The organism is Labrenzia sp. CP4, assembly GCF_001579905.1.
Classification (GTDB): Bacteria; Pseudomonadota; Alphaproteobacteria; order Rhizobiales; family Stappiaceae; genus Roseibium; species Roseibium algicola.
Genome location: NZ_CP011927.1, coordinates 1956641 through 1974553 on the forward strand (window position 1 = coordinate 1956641; position 17913 = coordinate 1974553).

14 protein-coding genes are annotated in these 17913 nt (G+C 55.1%); 9 read left to right on the forward strand and 5 right to left on the reverse strand.

Translation table 11 applies throughout. From position 1 onward, the window contains the following. The first annotated feature begins 622 nt into the window (after window positions 1–622). On the forward strand, window positions 623–1768 hold the full coding sequence (locus ACP90_RS09070) for a DUF2336 domain-containing protein (protein ID WP_062488094.1): 1146 nt from the start codon (window positions 623–625) through the stop codon (window positions 1766–1768). Window positions 1769–1773: 5 nt separating this feature from the next. On the opposite strand, the gene ACP90_RS09075 is transcribed toward ACP90_RS09070, so the two are convergent. Beyond that, window positions 1774–2400 (reverse strand): LysE family translocator, encoded by a 627-nt coding sequence (locus tag ACP90_RS09075; RefSeq protein WP_023000451.1) that lies wholly within the window; start codon window positions 2398–2400, stop codon window positions 1774–1776. 98 nt (window positions 2401–2498) lie between these two features. Between ACP90_RS09075 and ACP90_RS27945 the strand changes: the two genes are divergently transcribed. Then, window positions 2499–3287 (forward strand): extensin family protein, encoded by a 789-nt coding sequence (locus tag ACP90_RS27945; RefSeq protein WP_088665193.1) that lies wholly within the window; start codon window positions 2499–2501, stop codon window positions 3285–3287. A 73-nt stretch (window positions 3288–3360) separates the two neighbouring features. Beyond that, window positions 3361–4581, forward strand: a complete 1221-nt coding sequence (locus ACP90_RS09085; protein ID WP_055655505.1) for an alanine racemase — start codon at window positions 3361–3363, stop codon at window positions 4579–4581. A gap of 170 nt (window positions 4582–4751) precedes the next feature. Here ACP90_RS09085 and ACP90_RS09090 read toward each other — a convergent pair whose 3' ends face one another. Next, on the reverse strand, window positions 4752–5192 hold the full coding sequence (locus tag ACP90_RS09090) for a BA14K family protein (RefSeq protein ID WP_062488097.1): 441 nt from the start codon (window positions 5190–5192) through the stop codon (window positions 4752–4754). A 182-nt stretch (window positions 5193–5374) separates the two neighbouring features. Here ACP90_RS09090 and ACP90_RS09095 point away from each other — a divergent pair, with 182 nt between their 5' ends. Together ACP90_RS09095 and ACP90_RS09100 are read left to right on the forward strand one after the other, a co-directional pair. After that, window positions 5375–6139 (forward strand): DUF2470 domain-containing protein, encoded by a 765-nt coding sequence (locus tag ACP90_RS09095; RefSeq protein WP_062488099.1) that lies wholly within the window; start codon window positions 5375–5377, stop codon window positions 6137–6139. 339 nt (window positions 6140–6478) lie between these two features. After that, window positions 6479–7099 (forward strand): DUF1062 domain-containing protein, encoded by a 621-nt coding sequence (locus tag ACP90_RS09100; RefSeq protein WP_082809708.1) that lies wholly within the window; start codon window positions 6479–6481, stop codon window positions 7097–7099. 115 nt (window positions 7100–7214) lie between these two features. On the opposite strand, the gene ACP90_RS09105 is transcribed toward ACP90_RS09100, so the two are convergent. Together ACP90_RS09105 and ACP90_RS09110 are read right to left on the reverse strand one after the other, a co-directional pair. Continuing rightward, window positions 7215–8969, reverse strand: coding sequence for a methyl-accepting chemotaxis protein (locus tag ACP90_RS09105; protein ID WP_062488103.1), 1755 nt, complete (start codon window positions 8967–8969; stop codon window positions 7215–7217). A gap of 223 nt (window positions 8970–9192) precedes the next feature. After that, window positions 9193–12777, reverse strand: coding sequence for a hydantoinase B/oxoprolinase family protein (locus tag ACP90_RS09110; protein ID WP_062491472.1), 3585 nt, complete (start codon window positions 12775–12777; stop codon window positions 9193–9195). A 202-nt stretch (window positions 12778–12979) separates the two neighbouring features. On the opposite strand from ACP90_RS09110, the gene ACP90_RS09115 reads away from it, so the two are divergent. Next, window positions 12980–13222 (forward strand): hypothetical protein, encoded by a 243-nt coding sequence (locus ACP90_RS09115; protein WP_062488105.1) that lies wholly within the window; start codon window positions 12980–12982, stop codon window positions 13220–13222. Between the two features lie 2 nt (window positions 13223–13224). Here the strand turns inward: ACP90_RS09115 and ACP90_RS09120 are convergent, their stop codons facing one another. Beyond that, window positions 13225–14676 carry a glycosyltransferase family 39 protein gene (locus ACP90_RS09120; protein ID WP_145915744.1) on the reverse strand — a complete coding sequence of 484 codons (1452 nt, stop codon included), beginning with the start codon at window positions 14674–14676 and terminating at the stop codon, window positions 13225–13227. A 223-nt stretch (window positions 14677–14899) separates the two neighbouring features. On the opposite strand from ACP90_RS09120, the gene ACP90_RS09125 reads away from it, so the two are divergent. The 3 genes from ACP90_RS09125 to ACP90_RS09135 all read left to right on the forward strand — a co-directional run bounded on the left by ACP90_RS09125 (window position 14900) and on the right by ACP90_RS09135 (window position 17832). Further along, complete coding sequence (locus tag ACP90_RS09125) at window positions 14900–15895, forward strand: TRAP transporter substrate-binding protein (protein ID WP_055656716.1); 996 nt, start codon at window positions 14900–14902, stop codon at window positions 15893–15895. Window positions 15896–15970: 75 nt separating this feature from the next. Further along, on the forward strand, window positions 15971–16528 hold the full coding sequence (locus tag ACP90_RS09130; protein WP_031269105.1) for a TRAP transporter small permease: 558 nt from the start codon (window positions 15971–15973) through the stop codon (window positions 16526–16528). Further along, entirely contained in the window at window positions 16528–17832 is a 1305-nt protein-coding gene (locus ACP90_RS09135; protein ID WP_023000465.1) for a TRAP transporter large permease subunit, read from the forward strand. The genes ACP90_RS09130 and ACP90_RS09135 overlap by 1 nt, the downstream gene beginning before the upstream one ends. Window positions 17833–17913 lie beyond the last annotated feature (81 nt).

The following is a 17913-nucleotide window of genomic DNA, read 5'->3' on the forward strand; positions in this document are numbered from 1 at the left end:
GGGTGCTATTTCTCACCCTCGACACCCGTACGAGCGATCAATTCTGGAATCAGCACAGTGTCTTCGGCGGCTGCACCTTCTGGTGCAGCCGACTACGCCGGGAATCTAAAATTGTTTGTTGAATTGTCCTGCTGTCTGCTCGGCGCAGCTCGTTTTCTTTGATTTCTTGCCGTTTGGTTCAGATTGCACCAACTACAATTGCAGCCAAAAACGCAAAGGCTGCTAGGAAGGCAATCATGTTCAGGTTCCGTACAAGGGTCATATGTCCGCTCCCGATTACCTCTTTCTGACGGGGTGATACTAAGTCAGCATAATGCCGAAGCGAAGCAAAAAAGATGCTGCAGCGCAGCGGAGAATTGCATTCCAGGGTTGTGTTTGTTGAGGAAGCATTAAGTAAAGCCTTGATTGGAAACGTTCACTGCCTTTTGCGAAAGAACAGAACTAATTTGTCCTGGTGGTGCGATCGAGGGTTGCATTTAATTATTTGGCGCGTCGAATTATTTGTGGGGAGGCTTTCCTGCTGCTGGCCGTTTCTCCAGGTTATGCGGCAATCAACGGTAGCTTAATGTTAAGGGCCTGCTGATAATGTCGAGGCTTACGCGACTGTCGCGCCGGAGTGTCGATGATCAATCTTGCAAAACTTGCTGATCTGGCGAGGGACACAAGTGCTGGAGGGCGCAAAAGCCTGGTCAGCATGCTGACGGACCTGTTCGTGAACTCCGGTGACGACCGTGACGAGCAGATCAGCCTGCTATTTGGCGACATTGTTCTCAAAGTTCTCGGGCAGCTGGAGGAAGAAACCAGGATCATTCTGTCCAAACGAGTTTGCAAGGAGAAAGATGCTCCTCGTGAACTGATGGTGAAGCTGGCACAGGATGAATTTCCGGTTGCCGGCCCGGTTCTGGAAAACTCACCTGCGCTCACCTCAGAAGACCTGGTTGAGATCGCATGTTCTGCGTCGATGGAGCATCTGGGGGCAATTGCCGGGCGTGAAACCGTCGACAAGGCAGTTACCACTGTATTGGTGGATCGGGGGGATACGGCGGTTTTAAGTAAAGTCGCTGAAAACCAGGGTGCAGAGTTTGCTGATGCATCCTTCCTGAAATTGGTGGAAAAAGCCCGATCGAGTGAAGCAATCCAGGCTGCCTTGATCAACCGCACCGACTTGCCGGACGCAGCTGCTCATGCCTTGCTGCCTTTCTTGACAGAAGAGTTGAAAGAAAGGGTCAGTGCACTCGGTGCCGACAGCACGCTTGTTCAGCTCCTGGCTGAACGTGCCGCTACCGAAGTGGCCGCTCGTGCGCACAAGCTTGAAGAGGCTCGTGAACAATCCAACGCATTGATCCGTGACGTGGTGAGCAAGAAGACCAAAATCGATGATGCCGTGATCTTGTTCGCCCGTTCGGATCGAACAGCGGAGCTGGGGATGTTGCTTGCTAAGGTAAGCAATCTGCCGCCCAGTGCGGTATCCCAGCTCTTGTTCAGCGCAAGCGACAAGCCATTGATAATTCTTTGCAAGGCGAACGGCGTTACGGCCGAAGCCTACAAGGATATCCTCACGATGAGGGCCAGGCGGTTGCGCATTGGCGGATTGGAGCTGAATGCTGCCATCCAGCGTTATGCAGCGCTTAGTGAAGATGGTGCCCGCAGATCACTTGAAACCTTGAAGCAATCCGGTGCTAATTTCGGTTTGAAAACCGAAGAGGAAAAAACCGAAGCGGAAGCCGTACGGTCAAAAAAGAACATTCCCTTCGCATCAAGTCGCTGATTTTTTCAGTTCGCAGATCTCTGCAATGTTGCTGTCATCGCCGCAGCGGAGATCAGGAATGCGCCGCCCACCTTGTTTACCAGTCTAAGCAGGGAAGGACTTCTCAGTTTTTGACCGAGGGCTGCTGCTGCATAGGCGTAAACAGCTGCATTCAAAACACCCAATGCGACGAAGGTCGTTCCCAGAAGTGCGAGCTGCGGGACAACTGGGGCGTGAGGTGCGATGAAGTGTGGCAGGAAAGCCATAAAGAAAACAATGCCTTTTGGATTGAGCGCTGTGACCACATATGCATGCCAGAATATTTTTCTGGGGGGAACATCGGCAACCTGATGCGGCCCAAGTGCAGTTGGCCGGCTTCTCCACATTTTCAGACCAAGCCAGACCAGGTAGATCGCCCCTACCCATTTGAGCACGGTGAATGCTGTTGCAGACGTCGCTAGAATGGCACCGAGACCCATCAGCGACGCAGCTGCTGCTGTCGCGTCCCCCAAGCCAACACCCAATACGCTGGCAACCGCAGACTTGCGTCCCTGGGTCAAAGCATAGCTGACAACAAGCATGATCGTCGGACCTGGGATGGCGAGGACGATCAGTGTGGCAATCACATAGGCGAAAAAGAGTTCTAAAGTCATGGGGAGCCATCCACTTTTTGGGTCATGCAACCATAGACGCAGGACAAGTGTTGATCAATCATGAGGGGCGCTGCCAAGTACAATGTGCGGAGTTGGGAATGCACTTAAACGTCGTGTCGATTTGTACTGCTCTCGCGTTGTGTTGCCTGCTGCCTTTAGATGTTTACGCAAATCCTCCATTGCCACAGGAAAAGCCGCTTCCAGGCCTCGGTAGTTCGCGATTCATCGAGGGGGTTGATGTGCCGGCGATCAAACCAGCTACTCTTCCGGAAGAGCTTTTGGCAGGACCTGACGACGGTGGCAGAAAAGCTTCTGCGGGCGAATCCTCCACACCGGCAACTTGCGATATTCCGGGGGCTACATTTGAACAACTTGCTCCCATGCAAGGGGATCAAGCTGATGAGGACTGCGGGATCACCGTACCTGTCAACCTTTCTGGGTTACGTGGCGAGGATGCCGAAGTTACCTTCCCGATGAAAGCCACGCTATCATGCGGTTTTGCGACGTCACTTACAGCGTGGGTGATTGAAGATGTCTTGCCCATTGCACAAGCACAGTTCGGGAAACCAGTGTCCGAGTTTCTCACAGGCCCTGGTTATCAGTGTCGCCGACGAAACAATCTTCCAGATGGAAAGCTCTCCGAACATGCGCTTGGCAAAGCCATTGATATTGTGGCCTTCCGATTAAGTGACGGTACTGAGATTTCAGTTGAAAAGGATTGGGCGCGCAACACGCAGAGCGGAAACTTCCTGTCCGCCATACACAAGGCTGCCTGTAAAAGGTTCACCACCGTTCTCGGCCCCGATGCAGACCCAAATCATAAGTCTCATTTCCATCTCGATGTCGGATGCCACGGCAAGAGCTGTAATTACATTATCTGCCAATAACCCAATCCCGGCTTGCAAATCAGTCTCAAGCTTGTTCCTTTCTATTCGATGACTTCTAACGCCGGAAGGACTGATGGAACGTTATAAAACAGCTATTGACGCCGCCTTGGATCTTCGTCCCGATCAGCCTGTGTATTGTTTCCGGCCGGACGTGCTCAGGCATGACGCACAGCAATTCCAGTCGCTCTTCCCCGGCAAGACGGCTTACGCGGTCAAGACGAATGGTGAGCCATTTGTCCTTGAGGCACTGGCAAAGGCCGGGATCAGTTGTTTCGATGTCGCATCGCCTGCAGAGTTCGCCGCGGTGAAAGAGGCAGCGCCGAAGGCTGAGATGCTTTACATGCATCCTATCAAGGCACAGTCGGACATACGGTTGGCGTTGGAAACCTACGGTATTCGAACCCTTTCGCTCGACCACGAAGACGAGGTCGCAAAGATCCTGCGAGTGGTTAGGGCTCTTGATATAGATCCTGGAACGATCACGCTCTTCGTTCGTATCGCCACCAAGGGGCATGCTGCTTACGAGTTGTCGAAGAAGTTTGGCGCGGCTCCAGGTCACGCCGTTGAGTTGCTGCAACGGATCGACCGTATCGGGTTCAAATGCGGATTGTGTTTTCACGTTGGAAGCCAGATCGAAGAACCGGAAACCTATGAGCGAGCGCTGGCTTCAGCCGATTGGATCAGGTCACGTGCTGGCGTTCCGGTTGTGGAGCTTGATGTCGGGGGAGGGTTTCCCGCCGTTTATGGTCACGATCCGCGCCGCAAAGCACCTGAGATGCCCTCGCTCGTGGAATTGATGGGGCAGTTGAAAGCCGATATCGCTGATTGGCAATTTGATGATCTGCCTCTTGTCGCCGAGCCAGGCAGAGTGATCGTGGCCCGATCGATCTCTCTCATTGTCAGAGTGCTGTTGAAGAAGGGGCGGCGCCTTTACATCAATGATGGCATCTGGGCGTCTCTTTCCGACAGTTGGACCGGAAAGATCACGCTGCCGGCTCGTTTCATTCCGGACCCGGCTCGCAAAACACGGGCTGGTCAGCCCGACAAGATTGTTCCCTTCAAGGTCTGCGGCGCAACCTGCGACAGCGTTGATATTCTTTCCAGGCCTTTCTGGCTGCCGGAGACAGTCGACACGGGAGACTGGATCGAGATTGGCCATATAGGTGCCTACAGCTTGTCGCTTCGAACAAGGTTCAATGGTTTTTATCCCGACAAGGTCATTGAAGTCGACACGCCGTTCGATTTCGGTGCTGCGCCGGAAGGTTTCGCTTCAATAGAAACCATGGCGGATTGATGCAAACAGGCTGATTGAACGAAACAACCTGGTTGCACTTGCCTACCGAGGCTGTTCAGTTCCCTTGGAACACGAGTCTTCTGAAAATAATGACAACAAACGGGTGACCGGTTCGGCCGGTCGGTCGTTTGTTGCCACGAGTTCTTCAGTACCACCAGGCGGGCGCAAGCTTATTGGCAGAAACGCTGTTCACCCTGGTAGGTGGTATAGGTACCGGTCGACGGGTTGAACGACCGGTATTTCGAAGAGCAGTACTGGTACCAGGCTGGGCTCCACGGCTGATAACCGATGGCCGTGTTGACGCGGCCGGGATAGGGAGCCGGCGGGTAGTGATTTACCGGCGGCGGGCCTGCGTAGCTCGGCTGGCGGGTCGCACCCAGCAGAATTGCTCCTGCAGCGAGGCCGATGACACCTGCCGCGACAGCCGCGCCAAGATTATCATTGTTTTTGTGTCGGTTATGATTTCGATTATTGTGTCTCTGGTTATGGTGGTGGCCGCCACGGTGGTCACGCCAACCGTTGCGCGAGCCGGCTTCAGCAGCCGCGAAGGTCGGCAAAAGAAGGGCGCCCGTGAGGGCGGCGGCAACAAGACGTTTGCTCATGGTCTTCATTGGTTTTCTCCAAAGGCAGGCGCTGTTCTCGATTGGCGCCGTATCTGATGGTGAGACAATCGCATAGGCGCCCTGAACCGGTTCTGAGATGTCTGTTCATCTGACGTTCAGAATTCGGGTGAAGGCGAAAACCGTGGAATGCAACTTGTCTGCGCCGACAGAAAACAGAACTTGGAGGGGCCGTGAGCCTGGAAAAAGAACCGAAATCAGTAATCCGGCCGACCGATGATCAAGCCAGAAGATTGGCCAAGGAGTTGATCAGAACCGCGAGGTTTGGTGCTTTGGCGGTGCTCGAAGCCGAAACGCGGCATCCACTTGCCAGTCGGGTTGCGGTGGCGACCGATTTGGATGGTGCACCTGTCATCCTCACAAGTACATTGTCCGGTCACACGGCGGCGATTCTGGAGAACCCTTCATGTTCGCTGTTGTTGGGCGAACCTGGAAAAGGTGATCCGCTCGCTCATCCGAGAATTTCTCTTTTCTGCAAGGCAGTGAAGATATCGAGAGGAAGTTCGGATCATGAGCGGTTGCGCAACCGTTACCTTGCTCGTCATCCCAAAGCCGAACTTTATGTCGATTTCGGAGACTTTTCCTTTTTCAGGTTGGAGCTCTCCAGGGCAAGCCTGAATGGAGGCTTTGGCAAGGCTTTTGAATTGGAGACAGAGGACTTGTTGGCAAAAGTTAGTTCGCCTGGTGACTGGTCTTCAATGGAAGCCGGAGCGGTTGCGCATATGAACGCAGACCATAGGGATGCGGTGAAACTTTATGCGCAGAATTTGCTGAAGGCCGGAGAGGCCAATTGGCGGCTTGCCTGTCTGGATCCCGAAGGCGTTGATCTTGTGGCTGGAGATAAGGTTGAACGTCTCTGGTTTGCAGATCCATTGGAAGATCCGTCTGAACTGAGGCCTGCATTGGTCGCTCTGGCTTTGCAGGCGCGCAACACCTGAACACAATTCAAACGACGTCTCGTCGAAACTCCAAGTTGAGCTTGCTTGTGATTTTCGTAAGCGCTATCGAGGCTCATCTATTTCAATTTGGACGTTTGTTTTGCCAACACTCTGACCGGTCATCGATCCCGCCATGCATTCGCTCGAATGCGTCAAGAACTTTGTTCGTCCTGGCGGCGGATCGGGGCCGGTGTGGCTTGGCCATGCGCATCTGATCCTGTTTCGGTTCACTGCATACATTTCGAAAAAGCTTCCAGCCAGACTGAGTGCCGATAGCTGACGCTGTCCGGCCGTCCCGACTGCCTGTGACGGACTTCCCGTGCGAGGAAGACCCACGGAATGTCGTCTATTTTGAACATGGAATGGTCCGTTGTCCGTTCTCAGACACCTAGAATAAAGCGTCCCTGCCAACGATGCGGATTTGTGAAACCTTTTGGTTCGACGGGCAAATTCCGGTTGAACGCAAATGGAAGCCAGCTTGACGCCTGGCTGATCTATCGTTGCGATGTCTGTGGAAGCAGATGGAACAGGGCCATTTTTGAACGTCGAGCCGTGAGCAGCCTTTCGGCAGAACTCATCGAAGCCTTGCAACGGAACGATGAGGGAGTGGCGAGCACCTTCGCCTGCAACACCAAAGGGAGAGGCGGAGGCAAAGGGGGCACTGATTTCAGCCTGAAACGACGAATGGTTGCCGGCGATAGTGCAGATGCCTGCAAAGTGGCGCTGACAATCCTGAATTCGGATCACGTCCAGGTTCGTCTGGATAAGGTCCTTGCAAAAGGGCTTGGTCTCTCGCGCAACCGCGTTCTGCTTCTGGTGGAGCAAGGGTCGCTGAGATTTCCCATGAACAATGTGAAGATCTTGAAGAGACAGGTTCCCGACAAGATCTGTATCGAGCTTTACCTTGGTCCGGCAAGCGACAGATCGGTCTTTTGGAATAATCTGGTCTGCACGGATTAACCGCAAGAGCGAGAGTTAGAAACCGGATGGCTCCAGATCCCCGTGTCCGCGTTGCGGACACGGGGCAGCGGTCAGTCGTTTTGGCTAGTGTTTCGGAGAGCGTGGCAAGCAGTTGTCAAGCTGCGCGCAGGTGACCGAGAAAATCGCCTAACCCGTCGCGAATTGTCGTTATCTGGGAGGAAATGTTCTGAATGCCTCCCACGACTTCCTGCACCCTGTCGCCGGATACCTGCGCTGCCTGGTTCACTTCGGAGATATTGAAGGTAATGTCGGCACTGCCTTGCGCGACCTGATGCGCGTTTTTGGCTATTTCTGACGTAACTGCGTTTTGCTCTTCAATCGCAGAGGCAATTCCGGAAATCTGTTCGCGAATTTCCATCATGGCTTTGACAACCGTGGTAATTGCATCAGAACAGGTTGCCGCCCCGGACTGGACACCGCTCAGCTGTGAACCAATCTGATCGGTTGCCTGTCCGGTTTGCGTGGCAAGCGCCTTTACTTCAGAAGCCACGACGGCAAATCCCTTGCCTGCTTCACCAGCTCTCGCTGCTTCGATAGTTGCGTTCAAGGCCAGCAGATTGGTCTGGGCAGCAATGTCGCTGATCAGTTTCAGGACATCCGTGATCTCCTCTGCCGATGTAGACAGTTTTCCAACTGTCTCTCCGGAAACTTCGGCCTGTTCAGATGTACGAGAGGTGGAGGAATTCGCGAGTGTAATCTGGCGGCTGATTTCGTGAATTGAACTCGCCAGTTCCTCAGACGCGGATGCAACAGATTGGACCGATGCTGTGGCCTGTTCGGCTGCAGCGGCAACCGTGTTGGACCTTTCAATGGTCTCATGACTGTTGCGCGCCAATTCGTCGGCACCGGACGCAAGTTCACTCAATGCAGAAACCGCTGTGTCGCAGCTGGTCATCAGGAGCCTTTCAAGCTCGTCGGCCAACCGCAATCTTGTATCGCGACGATCCGCTTCTGCCTGCATTTCTTCTTCGCGAGCCTGTTCCTGCAGGCGCTTCATCTCGATCGTGTTTTCACGGAAGGTTTCGAATGCGCTTGCCACCTGACCGATTTCGTCATTCGTGCGTACATTGACTTCCACATCCGTGTTGCCTCTAGCGAGTTCCAGAAGGCCTGCGGTGACCTGGTGCAAGGGACGGGAAATCAGATATCTGGCGAAAAGGACTGAGCCGACAAGGCACAAAATTAAAGTCAGCGCCGCGGTGATCGCGATTTGCTGAAAGGCCTGTTTCTCGTGTTCTTCTGCAGATGACGCCGCTGTTTGCGTAAACCGCTCGATCTCGGTGAGTAGCGACACCAGTTCATGGTCGAGGCGAGTCTGTTCCTTTTCCAACTCAACGAGAAGGGTGCTCGCATCGGAGAGGTTGTTCTGTTCGATCTTCGCCAAGATACCAGCTATTTCTGCAGAATAGGTTTGGTACTCGTTCTCGATGCGTTTGAGCTGTTCGAGCGTTTGGGAAAACTCGTCCCTTTGCGTATCGGATGCCGACTTTTCCAGTGCCGAAAGGGCGAGTGCTTCCGCTTTCAGAATTTCATCGGAAACCTGCTCGTTCAGAGCGGCCAAAGTGGATTTCAATGCAGCGGTTGATTCAGCATCTTCGCCGGAGGTCAGGCCGGATACGCGCATGATCCGTTCAATCACCGCTGCCTGCTGTAGTTGATGATTGGCAACCTGACTGATTGCTTGCGTGAGTGGAATATCCTTTTCCGCAATGTTCTGAAGTTCCTTCCCGATCATTCCCATCTGAATGATGGCAACTGCGGCCACAACAAGCAGGCCAAGACTGAGGAAGGCAACCAATGCTAGAATTTTTGCGGCAACTGAAGTTGCAATGGGATTTGATGCAAACATTTCTCAAAAGCCCGAGTTTCTCAGCGCCATAGGCAGCGCCAGAGTTGAGGTTGTGTCAGTTTAGGCGGACTCAGATTGAAAAAACGGTAAACTTTATCCCTGAGAGAAAGAATAATTCTCGTATAGGTAGAATTGACGATGTGCATATCTGCAGCGAGATAACAAAAAAAACGGCCACCCAATCAGGTGGCCGTTCTTTTTCTTCGATCTATTGGAATTTGGATCAGGCGTGGCCCCAACCGCCCGCTGTGGGCGTGATAACGGTGACCGCTTCTCCTGCCTCGAGAACCGTCTGATCACAGCCCTCCAGTTGTTGGATCTCGCCATTCAGCCGCCGAACTTCGGTGCGGCCGAGTTCGCCGTCGCTGCCACCGTCCAATCCTTTCGGCGGAACAGTACGGTGTGACGCCAGGATCGCACAGTCCATTTTCTCAAGGAAACGCAAGGTTCGCCTGGTGCCGTCACCCGCTGACCACTTGCCTTTGCCACCGGACCCCTTGCGGATATGGAAATCCTCCAGGAGAACCGGGAAACGGAACTCCAATACTTCTGGGTCGGTTAGCCGGGAGTTGGTCATGTGGGTATGGACACCATCCGTACCATTGAAGCCAGGCCCTGCCGGCGAGCCGGAACAGATGGTTTCATAGTACTGATACGTGTTGTTGCCAAATGTCAGGTTGTTCATCGTTCCCTGAGCATTGGCCATGGCACCAAGAGCTGCGAAGACGGCATTGGTGACATGCTGGGACGTTTCCACGTTACCCGCCACGACCGCAGCCGGATAGGAAGGCCGCAACATGCAGTCATCCGGAATGATGATGTTGATCGGTTTGAGACAGCCGGCGTTCATCGGAATGTCGCCGTCTACCATCACCCGGAAGCAATAAAGGATTGCCGCACGGGTCACAGGTTCCGGCGCATTGAAGTTGTTCGGCTTGACGCCGGAGGTCCCGGTAAAGTCGACCGTTGCCTCGCGCTTTGATTTGTCGACGGTAATCTTGACCTTGATCACGGAGCCCTGGTCAGTCGGATACTCGTATTCGGAGTCCTTCAGCGCTTCGATCACGCGGCGAACGCTTTCTTCCGCGTTGTCCTGGACGTGCCCCATATAGGCCTGGACCACGTCCAGTCCGAAGTGGGTGACCATCTTCCGAAGTTCCTGGATACCCTTTTCGTTTGCGGCGATCTGTGCAGACAAATCGGCGACGTTCTGATGCGGGTTGCGGGCGGGGTAGGGATGGTTGGTCAGAAGCTCAACCAGTTCCTGTTCGCAGAAACGTCCTTCGTCGACGATCTTGAAGTTGTCGAACAGAACACCTTCCTCGTCCACGTTGGTCGCGCGCGGCGTCATGGAGCCTGGGGCAGAGCCGCCGACATCAGCATGGTGGCCACGGGACGCCGACCAGAAAAGGATCTCCTTGCCTTCGTCATCGAAGACCGGCGACACAACTGTGATATCCGGTAAGTGCGTGCCACCGTTGTACGGGGCGTTCAATGCAAACACGTCGCCCGGCTTGATCTTGCCCTTGTTGAGCTTGATGACCGTTTCCACCGAACGGTCCATGGATCCCAGATGAACCGGCATGTGTGGTGCGTTGGCAACCAGAGCACCGTCTGCGTCGAAGACGGCACAAGAGAAATCAAGACGTTCCTTGATGTTGACCGAGTATGCGGTGTTCTGAAGGGTGACCCCCATCTGTTCCGCGATAGACATGAACAGGTTGTTGAACACTTCGAGCATGACGGGGTCGGCGTGCGTTCCAATCGCTTCTGCGCGTTTCAACGGCACGATACGCTTCAGGATCACGTGATCCTTTGAATTGATCTCTGCCTGCCAGCCGTCTTCAACCGCGATCGTGGCATGCGGTTCGATGATCACCGCAGGTCCGGTCACCTTCATGCCCGGTTTCAGCACTTCGCGTTTGAAAATACCGGCCTTGTGCCAGGTGCCTTCGGAGTAAATGCTTGTGGAGGTTGCCGGGGAGGGCGCCCCTGTGGCCAATGTCAGATCCGGCTCGGTGAGACCGGCGCCGCCACCGGCCGTTTCGACTTCCAGTGCTTCCACGACGACCGGCTTTTTCTCATAGGCAAAGCCGAACTGTTTCTTGTGTGCATCCTCAAAGGCTGCCCGCATTTCAGAGACGGACCCGAGGGGGACCGGTAGCGGCGTGTCCGTGCCGTCGTAACGCAAGTGTGCGGTTGCGGTTGTGCGGCGCGCGGCGGCAGCGATCGATTGCCTGTCGAGTTCCGCTTCCGTCTGGCTGGCAAGCTGATCACGAAGAGCCTGCAGTTCAGGGATCAAATCGTCCGTAAGTGTCTTGACGACGGCCTGTTGCCGGTCTGCGCGGATATCGGCCAGTCCCATGCCGTATGCCGACAGGATGCCCGAGAACGGGTGCAGAATGACGGTCTTCATGCCGAGACTGTCGGCAACGCGGCAGCCGGTCTGGCCACCTGCGCCACCGAAGCAGGTCAACGCGTATTCGGTCACGTCGTAGCCGCGTTGGACCGAAATCTTCTTGATGGCATTGGCCATGTTCTCGACGGCGATTTTCAAAAAGCCGTCTGCAACATCTTCCGGGGTGCGTCCATCGCCAATGCGCACAGCCAGATCCGTGAAACGTTTGCGAACTACATCGCCGTCAAGCGGCTGATCCTGGTCCGGGCCAAAGATCTTCGGAAAGAATTCCGGTGCCAGTTTGCCTGTCATCAGGTTGGCGTCTGTAACGGTGAGAGGCCCGCCGCGTCGGTAACAGGCCGGACCCGGATTTGCCCCGGCTGAATCGGGGCCCACCTGAAAGCGGCCGTCGGCATAATGAAGGATCGAACCGCCGCCAGCTGCAACCGTATGGATCATCATCATCGGAGCGCGCATGCGCACACCGGCGACTTCCGTTTCGAATGCGCGTTCGTAGTCGCCGTCGTAGTGACAGACGTCTGTAGACGTGCCGCCCATGTCAAAACCGATGATCTTTTCGAAACCGGCCATGCGTGAGGTTTCGACTGCTCCGACAACACCTCCGGCCGGGCCGGACAGGATTGCGTCCTTGCCCTGGAAGAGGTCTGCAGCGGTGAGACCTCCGGAAGACTGCATGAACATCAGCCGCGGACCTTCGCCTAGTTCTTCCTGTACCTGGTTCACATAGCGGCGCAGGATGGGTGACAGATAGGCGTCGACCACAGTGGTGTCGCCGCGTCCCACCAGCTTCATCAGCGGTGACACTTCATGGGACACAGAGATCTGCGGGAAGCCTATGTCTTCAGCAATCTTTTTCAGAAGTTGTTCATGGGCCGGATAGGCGTAAGCGTGCATCAGCACGATTGCGATGGAGCGAATGCCGTCATCCCATGCGGCCTGCATTGCACTACAGGCCTGTCCTTCGTCCAGAGCGAGTTCCAGTTCGCCATCGGCGCGGACACGTTCGACGATCTCGTGGACGCTCTCATAGAGCAGCTCAGGCTTTATGATTTCCTTGGCAAAAATATGCGGTCGCGCCTGGTAGCCGATCTCGAGCGCATCCCGAAAGCCTTTCGTGATGAACAGAGCTGTTCGCTCACCCTTGCGCTCCAGAAGTGCATTGGTGGCAACGGTCGTGCCCATCTTTACGGTCGCGATCTTGTCCGAGGGAATAGTCGCGCCTTTTTCCACACCAAGCAATTCCCGGATGCCTTGAATGGCGGCATCGCGATAGGCTTCCGGATTTTCGGAGAGTACCTTGTGCGGATGCAGCGTGCCGTCCGGTGACCTGCCGACGATGTCGGTAAAGGTGCCGCCACGGTCGATCCAGAAATCCCACTTGGCTGTCATGATCTTCCCTCTGATGCTGCCGGCTTTAAGGAACACGCGATTCCATGCCGATAATTAGCGTTTTGATAGCAAGTGAATTTATGCTGACATTTTATCGATAAAATGTCGATGAAAAAATCTGAATGGGTTGTTATTTGATCTTTTTATCGCCTGCGGTACCCCCATATGACCTTGTGGTAAAAGGGAAAACTAAAAGCTGGCGATGTCGGAAAACGATAAATCAGAAGAACGGGATCCGTTTCTGCTGCGTCTGGCGGAGGCTGTCGACTTCACAATCAGTATACTGACAGCAGACCTCTGGTTCGTTGGCGTCTTCCTGCTTGTCGCCCTGCTTCTCGGCGTTTCCCTGCTTGGGCTTTTGCTGGAAGTTGCAATTGGTGCAGGGGTACTTGCGACTGTTGCTGTCTGTTTCTGGTTGTTTTGCGACTTGCATCCAGGCGAGTGAGATTATTCGACAGGGCTTCGCTCCAAAAGTGTCAGGCCACTGGCTCCCCAGCCAAAGCGCCTGGCTGCCGGAGTGCCTTCCCGGGGGGCAAAGGCTTCTTGCGCTTTGCTTAGTTCCTCACTGCTTGTGTGGACGATCAATAGCCATCGGGCATCAGCGGTGCCCTTGTTTATTTCGGCAATTGTATCAACTGGCGTGAAGGTGTTGGGGTCGCGCAGGTAATAAGACAGGGCCGGTGCGGCAAATCCCTTGAACAGCAAGAGATGATCGCCATCGGCTTTCTGTTCCAGATAGTCCCGTGCGATCAAGCGCCATTCGGGGCGTATTCTCTCCAGCAGCGTGAATTTCAATTCGGGGAAACTCAACCATATCGCGGCAGCAAACAATGCGATCGGTGCAACCTGCGGCGCCAGGCGCTGGGCTGTTACCGAGGCGAGCAGGACAAGCCCTGGCCATGCCGCGATCAGGTATCGATCAAAAAGGATCGGTTGCACGCTTATGGAATAGAGATAGGCCAAAAGCGGTGGCCCAACGGTGTAGGCAAAGCAAACGAGGATTGCGTCCGCACTTTGCGGTTTGCCGAAGTACCTGCCTGGCATGTGAACGACGGTCAGGAGACTGGCGACAGCCAAACCTGCCAGCACCCAGAACAATGGCAGCGACCCGGCTATGCTGAAAGCGATGTTGATGAGAAACGTCGGATCAGGATAAGCAATCCAGAAGCCTTCTTCGGCCACCGACCTTGCTCGCATCGCCAGGATGATCAACCAAGGTAAAAAGGCAAGCGCGCTCGCTGCCATTGCAAGGCAGACAAGAACCGCATTGGTGAGACTGATGCGGCCGGATTTCAAAATGCCGGTCAATGCCAGGATGCCGCAGACCACACCAACGGATGCGAAGCCCAGAAGGGCGTAGATGTGACTGTAGAGGAACAGGGCTCCAGCCACTCCAAGCGCCACCAGCCGCCAGGCCGATGGCCTTTCAAGGTTTTTCAGAACCAGGAGCAGAAAGGCGAGCCCGCATGTTGCCAGCAGGGCATACATGCGGGCTTCTGTCGAATACCAGATGTGGAACGGAGAGACGGTCAGGAGAGCGGCAGCAAGCAGGCCAGTGGTGTTTCCGGCCAGCGTCTTGCCAGTCAGATAGATTAGCCAGACGGCAAGAACACCCAACAGCACGGATGGCAAGCGCAATGCTGTTTCACTGTCACCTGCCAAGGGCATCGTCAGCCAGAGCAAAATATTATGCAGCGGCGGATAATTGTCAGCTGCAACGGCGGTCAACAGCTCGGCGATGGTTCCCTTGGACTGGCTCCAGCTGACGGCTTCATCGTACCAAAGGCTCGTCCTGTCCAGGTTCTGAAAGCGTAGCAAGGCCGCCACTACCAAAATGAGCGCCAAAATCAGGCGGTTGGCGCTGTTGCCATTCAATAGGGGGTGGTTGGTGTTTGGCACGAATTCAGGTTTCCAGGTTGTCTGGCCGGAACGCTAGCCAATCCTTTTCGCGGAGGGAAGGACGCTTTGGTTTTGAAGATGACAATCACAATTTATCGATAAATTGTTGATGTTGACGGTTTTTGAGTCTAGTGTTTGTGAAGATGTGCTCCACAAGGTGTTCGAAGAATGCACCTCGAGCAGCATCCCGACGGGTAATCCCCGCTTCCTAGAGGAGAAAATCATGCTGCAATCTCGTTCCCTGACACGTGCCGGAATCCATCTGGCTGCTGCCGCCGCATTTGGCCTTGCGGGTTTCACCGCTGCTTCCGCTGAAACCAAGTGGGACATGCCGACACCTTATGGTGACAGCAACTTTCACACACAGAACATTGCCGCCTTCGCTGAAGAAGTGAAGGAAAAGACTGACGGCTCGCTGGTCATTCAGATCCACTCTGCGGGATCGCTGTTCAAGCATCCGGAAATCAAGAACTCGGTCCGCAAGGGGCTTGCCCCGATCGGCGAAATTCTGGTGTCCCGCCTTTCCAACGAAGACGCGGTCTTCGGAGTGGATTCCGTACCTTTCCTGGCTCCGTCCTATGATCAGGCCTGGAAGCTTTACCAGGCGTCGAAGCCTGCACTGGAAGAAAAGCTCGGCGAGCAGGGACTGCAGCTGCTTTATGCCGTGCCGTGGCCGCCACAGGGTATCTACGCTAAGAAGGAAATCACCAAGGGTGATGATCTCAAGGGTCTGAAATTCCGTGCCTACAACACAGCGACTGAACGCCTGGCCCAGTTGGCTGGCGCCGTGCCGACGCAGGTTGAAGTGCCCGATATTCCGACCGCCTTTTCCACCGGTCGTGTCGAAGCCATGATCACGTCACCGTCCACCGGTGCGAATTCCAAGGCCTGGGACTTCCTGAGCCACTATCATGACACCCAGGCCTGGTTGCCGAAGAACATGGTGTTCGTCAACAAGGGTGCTTTCGACGCCCTGAGCGACGACGAAAAGGCAGCTGTCCTTGAAGCCGCCGATGTTGCTGAGAAGCGCGGCTGGGAAGCTTCCAAGGTAGAAACCAAGACGCAGACCCAGGTTCTGGTCGACAACGGCATCACTGTCGTTCAGCCGAGCAGCGAGCTGATCCAGGATCTCGCAGCAATTGGCGAGACGATGGCTGCCGAATGGCAAGAGGAAGCCGGTGAAACCGGCCAAGCCGTTCTCGAAGCCTATAAAAACTAAACAGCTAAATAAGCGCCGGACCTAACAAGTCCGGCGTTTTTTTAATATCAGCTGCACATCCGGTAGGGGAAGCCGATGCGAAAGGCTTTGAATACGCTTTATCAAGCGTCAACGGCTATGGCTGCGTGTTGTCTCGTTGTCATTGCCAGTCTCGTTGTTCTTCAGGTGTTTGGACGCATATTCGACTGGTCTCGAACGGTCTTTGGTCTTGAGCCACTTGGGCTGCAGGTTCCTTCACTTGCTGAAATTGCAGGTTTTCTGCTGGTAGGGGCATCCTTTCTTGCCCTATCCGGGACGCTGCGCAACGGTGATCACATCAGGGTCGCGATCCTGCTGCAGTCCGTGCCCAAAGCTGGGGCGCGTATCCTGAATGTTTGGGCGGTTGCGGTCGCTCTTGCGCTGGCGGCATTCTTTACATGGAACGCCGGACAGCTTGCGCTCGACAGCTTCAAATTCAACGAAACCTCCTACGGCGTCATTCCGATCCCGCTCGTCTTTCCGCAGTCGGTGATGACTTTCGGACTGCTGGTGTTCTCAATCGCTTTGCTGGACGACCTGATCATGGCGCTCACTGGCAAGGCGCCGAGTTTTGAATCGGTCGTGAAGGCCGATCCGATAGAGGGGAAAGAATAATGGATCTCTCCCTTGTCGCCCTCCTGCTCGGCATTGGGATGCTGGCGGCGCTTGCAACCGGTATCTGGGTAGCCGTTGCGCTGTTTGCCGTCGCGCTTGCTGCAATGATGATTCTTGTATCTGCGCCTGCCGGTCCCGTTCTGGCAACGACGGTTTGGGGGGCATCGAACTCCTGGGATCTGACGGCGCTGCCCATGTTCATATGGATGGGTGAAATCCTGTTCCGATCTCGTCTGTCGGAGGACATGTTCGCCGGTCTTTCGCCCTGGATGCGCAATCTGCCGGGCCGGCTGCTGCATGTGAACATTCTCGGGTGCGGTATCTTTGCCGCCGTGTCGGGTTCTTCAGCCGCTACCACCGCCACCATCGGTCGTATGTCTCTGCCTGAATTGAAGCAGCGCGGGTATGACGAACGCATGGCGATCGGCACACTGGCAGGATCGGGTACGCTGGGCCTGCTCATTCCGCCATCGATCATCCTGATTGTTTATGGCGCTGCGACCGAGCAGTCGATTGCCCGGTTGTTCATGGCAGGCGTTCTGCCAGGCGCAATGCTTTGCCTCCTGTTCATGGGCTATGTCGCGATCTGGGCACTGCTGAACAAGGACAAGATGCCTGCGAAGGAGGAAGTCATTCCCTTCATCGAGCGACTTCTTGCAACGCGCAGGCTGTTTCCGGTGATCGGTCTGATCGTGGGTGTGATCGGCTCGATCTATGCGGGTCTTGCTTCGCCCACAGAGGCGGCGGCCATCGGTGTCATGCTGGCCTTGCTTCTGTCCTGGGTAAGCGGAACGTTGAACCGCAAGAGCTTCGCTGAAGCGTTGATGGGCGCAACGCGGACATCCTGCATGATCGCGTTCATTCTGGCCGGCGCAGCATTCCTGACCGTTGCCATGGGGTACACCGGCATCCCGCGTGAGTTGGCTGCCTGGATCGGCTCGCTGAACCTGTCACCCTACGCGCTCCTGATTGCCCTGACGCTGTTCTTCGTGGTGCTCGGGTGTTTTCTGGATGGCATTTCGGTGGTGGTTCTGACGACCTCCGTTATCCTTCCTATGGTGGAGCAGGCCGGCCTCGATCTCATCTGGTTCGGTATTTACCTGGTGCTGGTGGTCGAAATGAGCCAGATCACGCCACCTGTCGGATTCAATCTGTTCGTGCTGCAAGGCATGACCGGGTACAACATCTTCAAGGTTGCCCGCATGGCCTTGCCGTTCTTCCTGTTGATGATCCTGGCAATCGTCTTGATTGTGGCCTTTCCGGGCTTGGCTCTTTGGTTGCCGCAGACGATGTTGAGCAACTAGTGCATTCCTTCCCGTGAACGAACAGGGGCGGATGTACGCACACCTTTGAAACGATCAGAAAAGGGCCTTCGACCGGTTCCG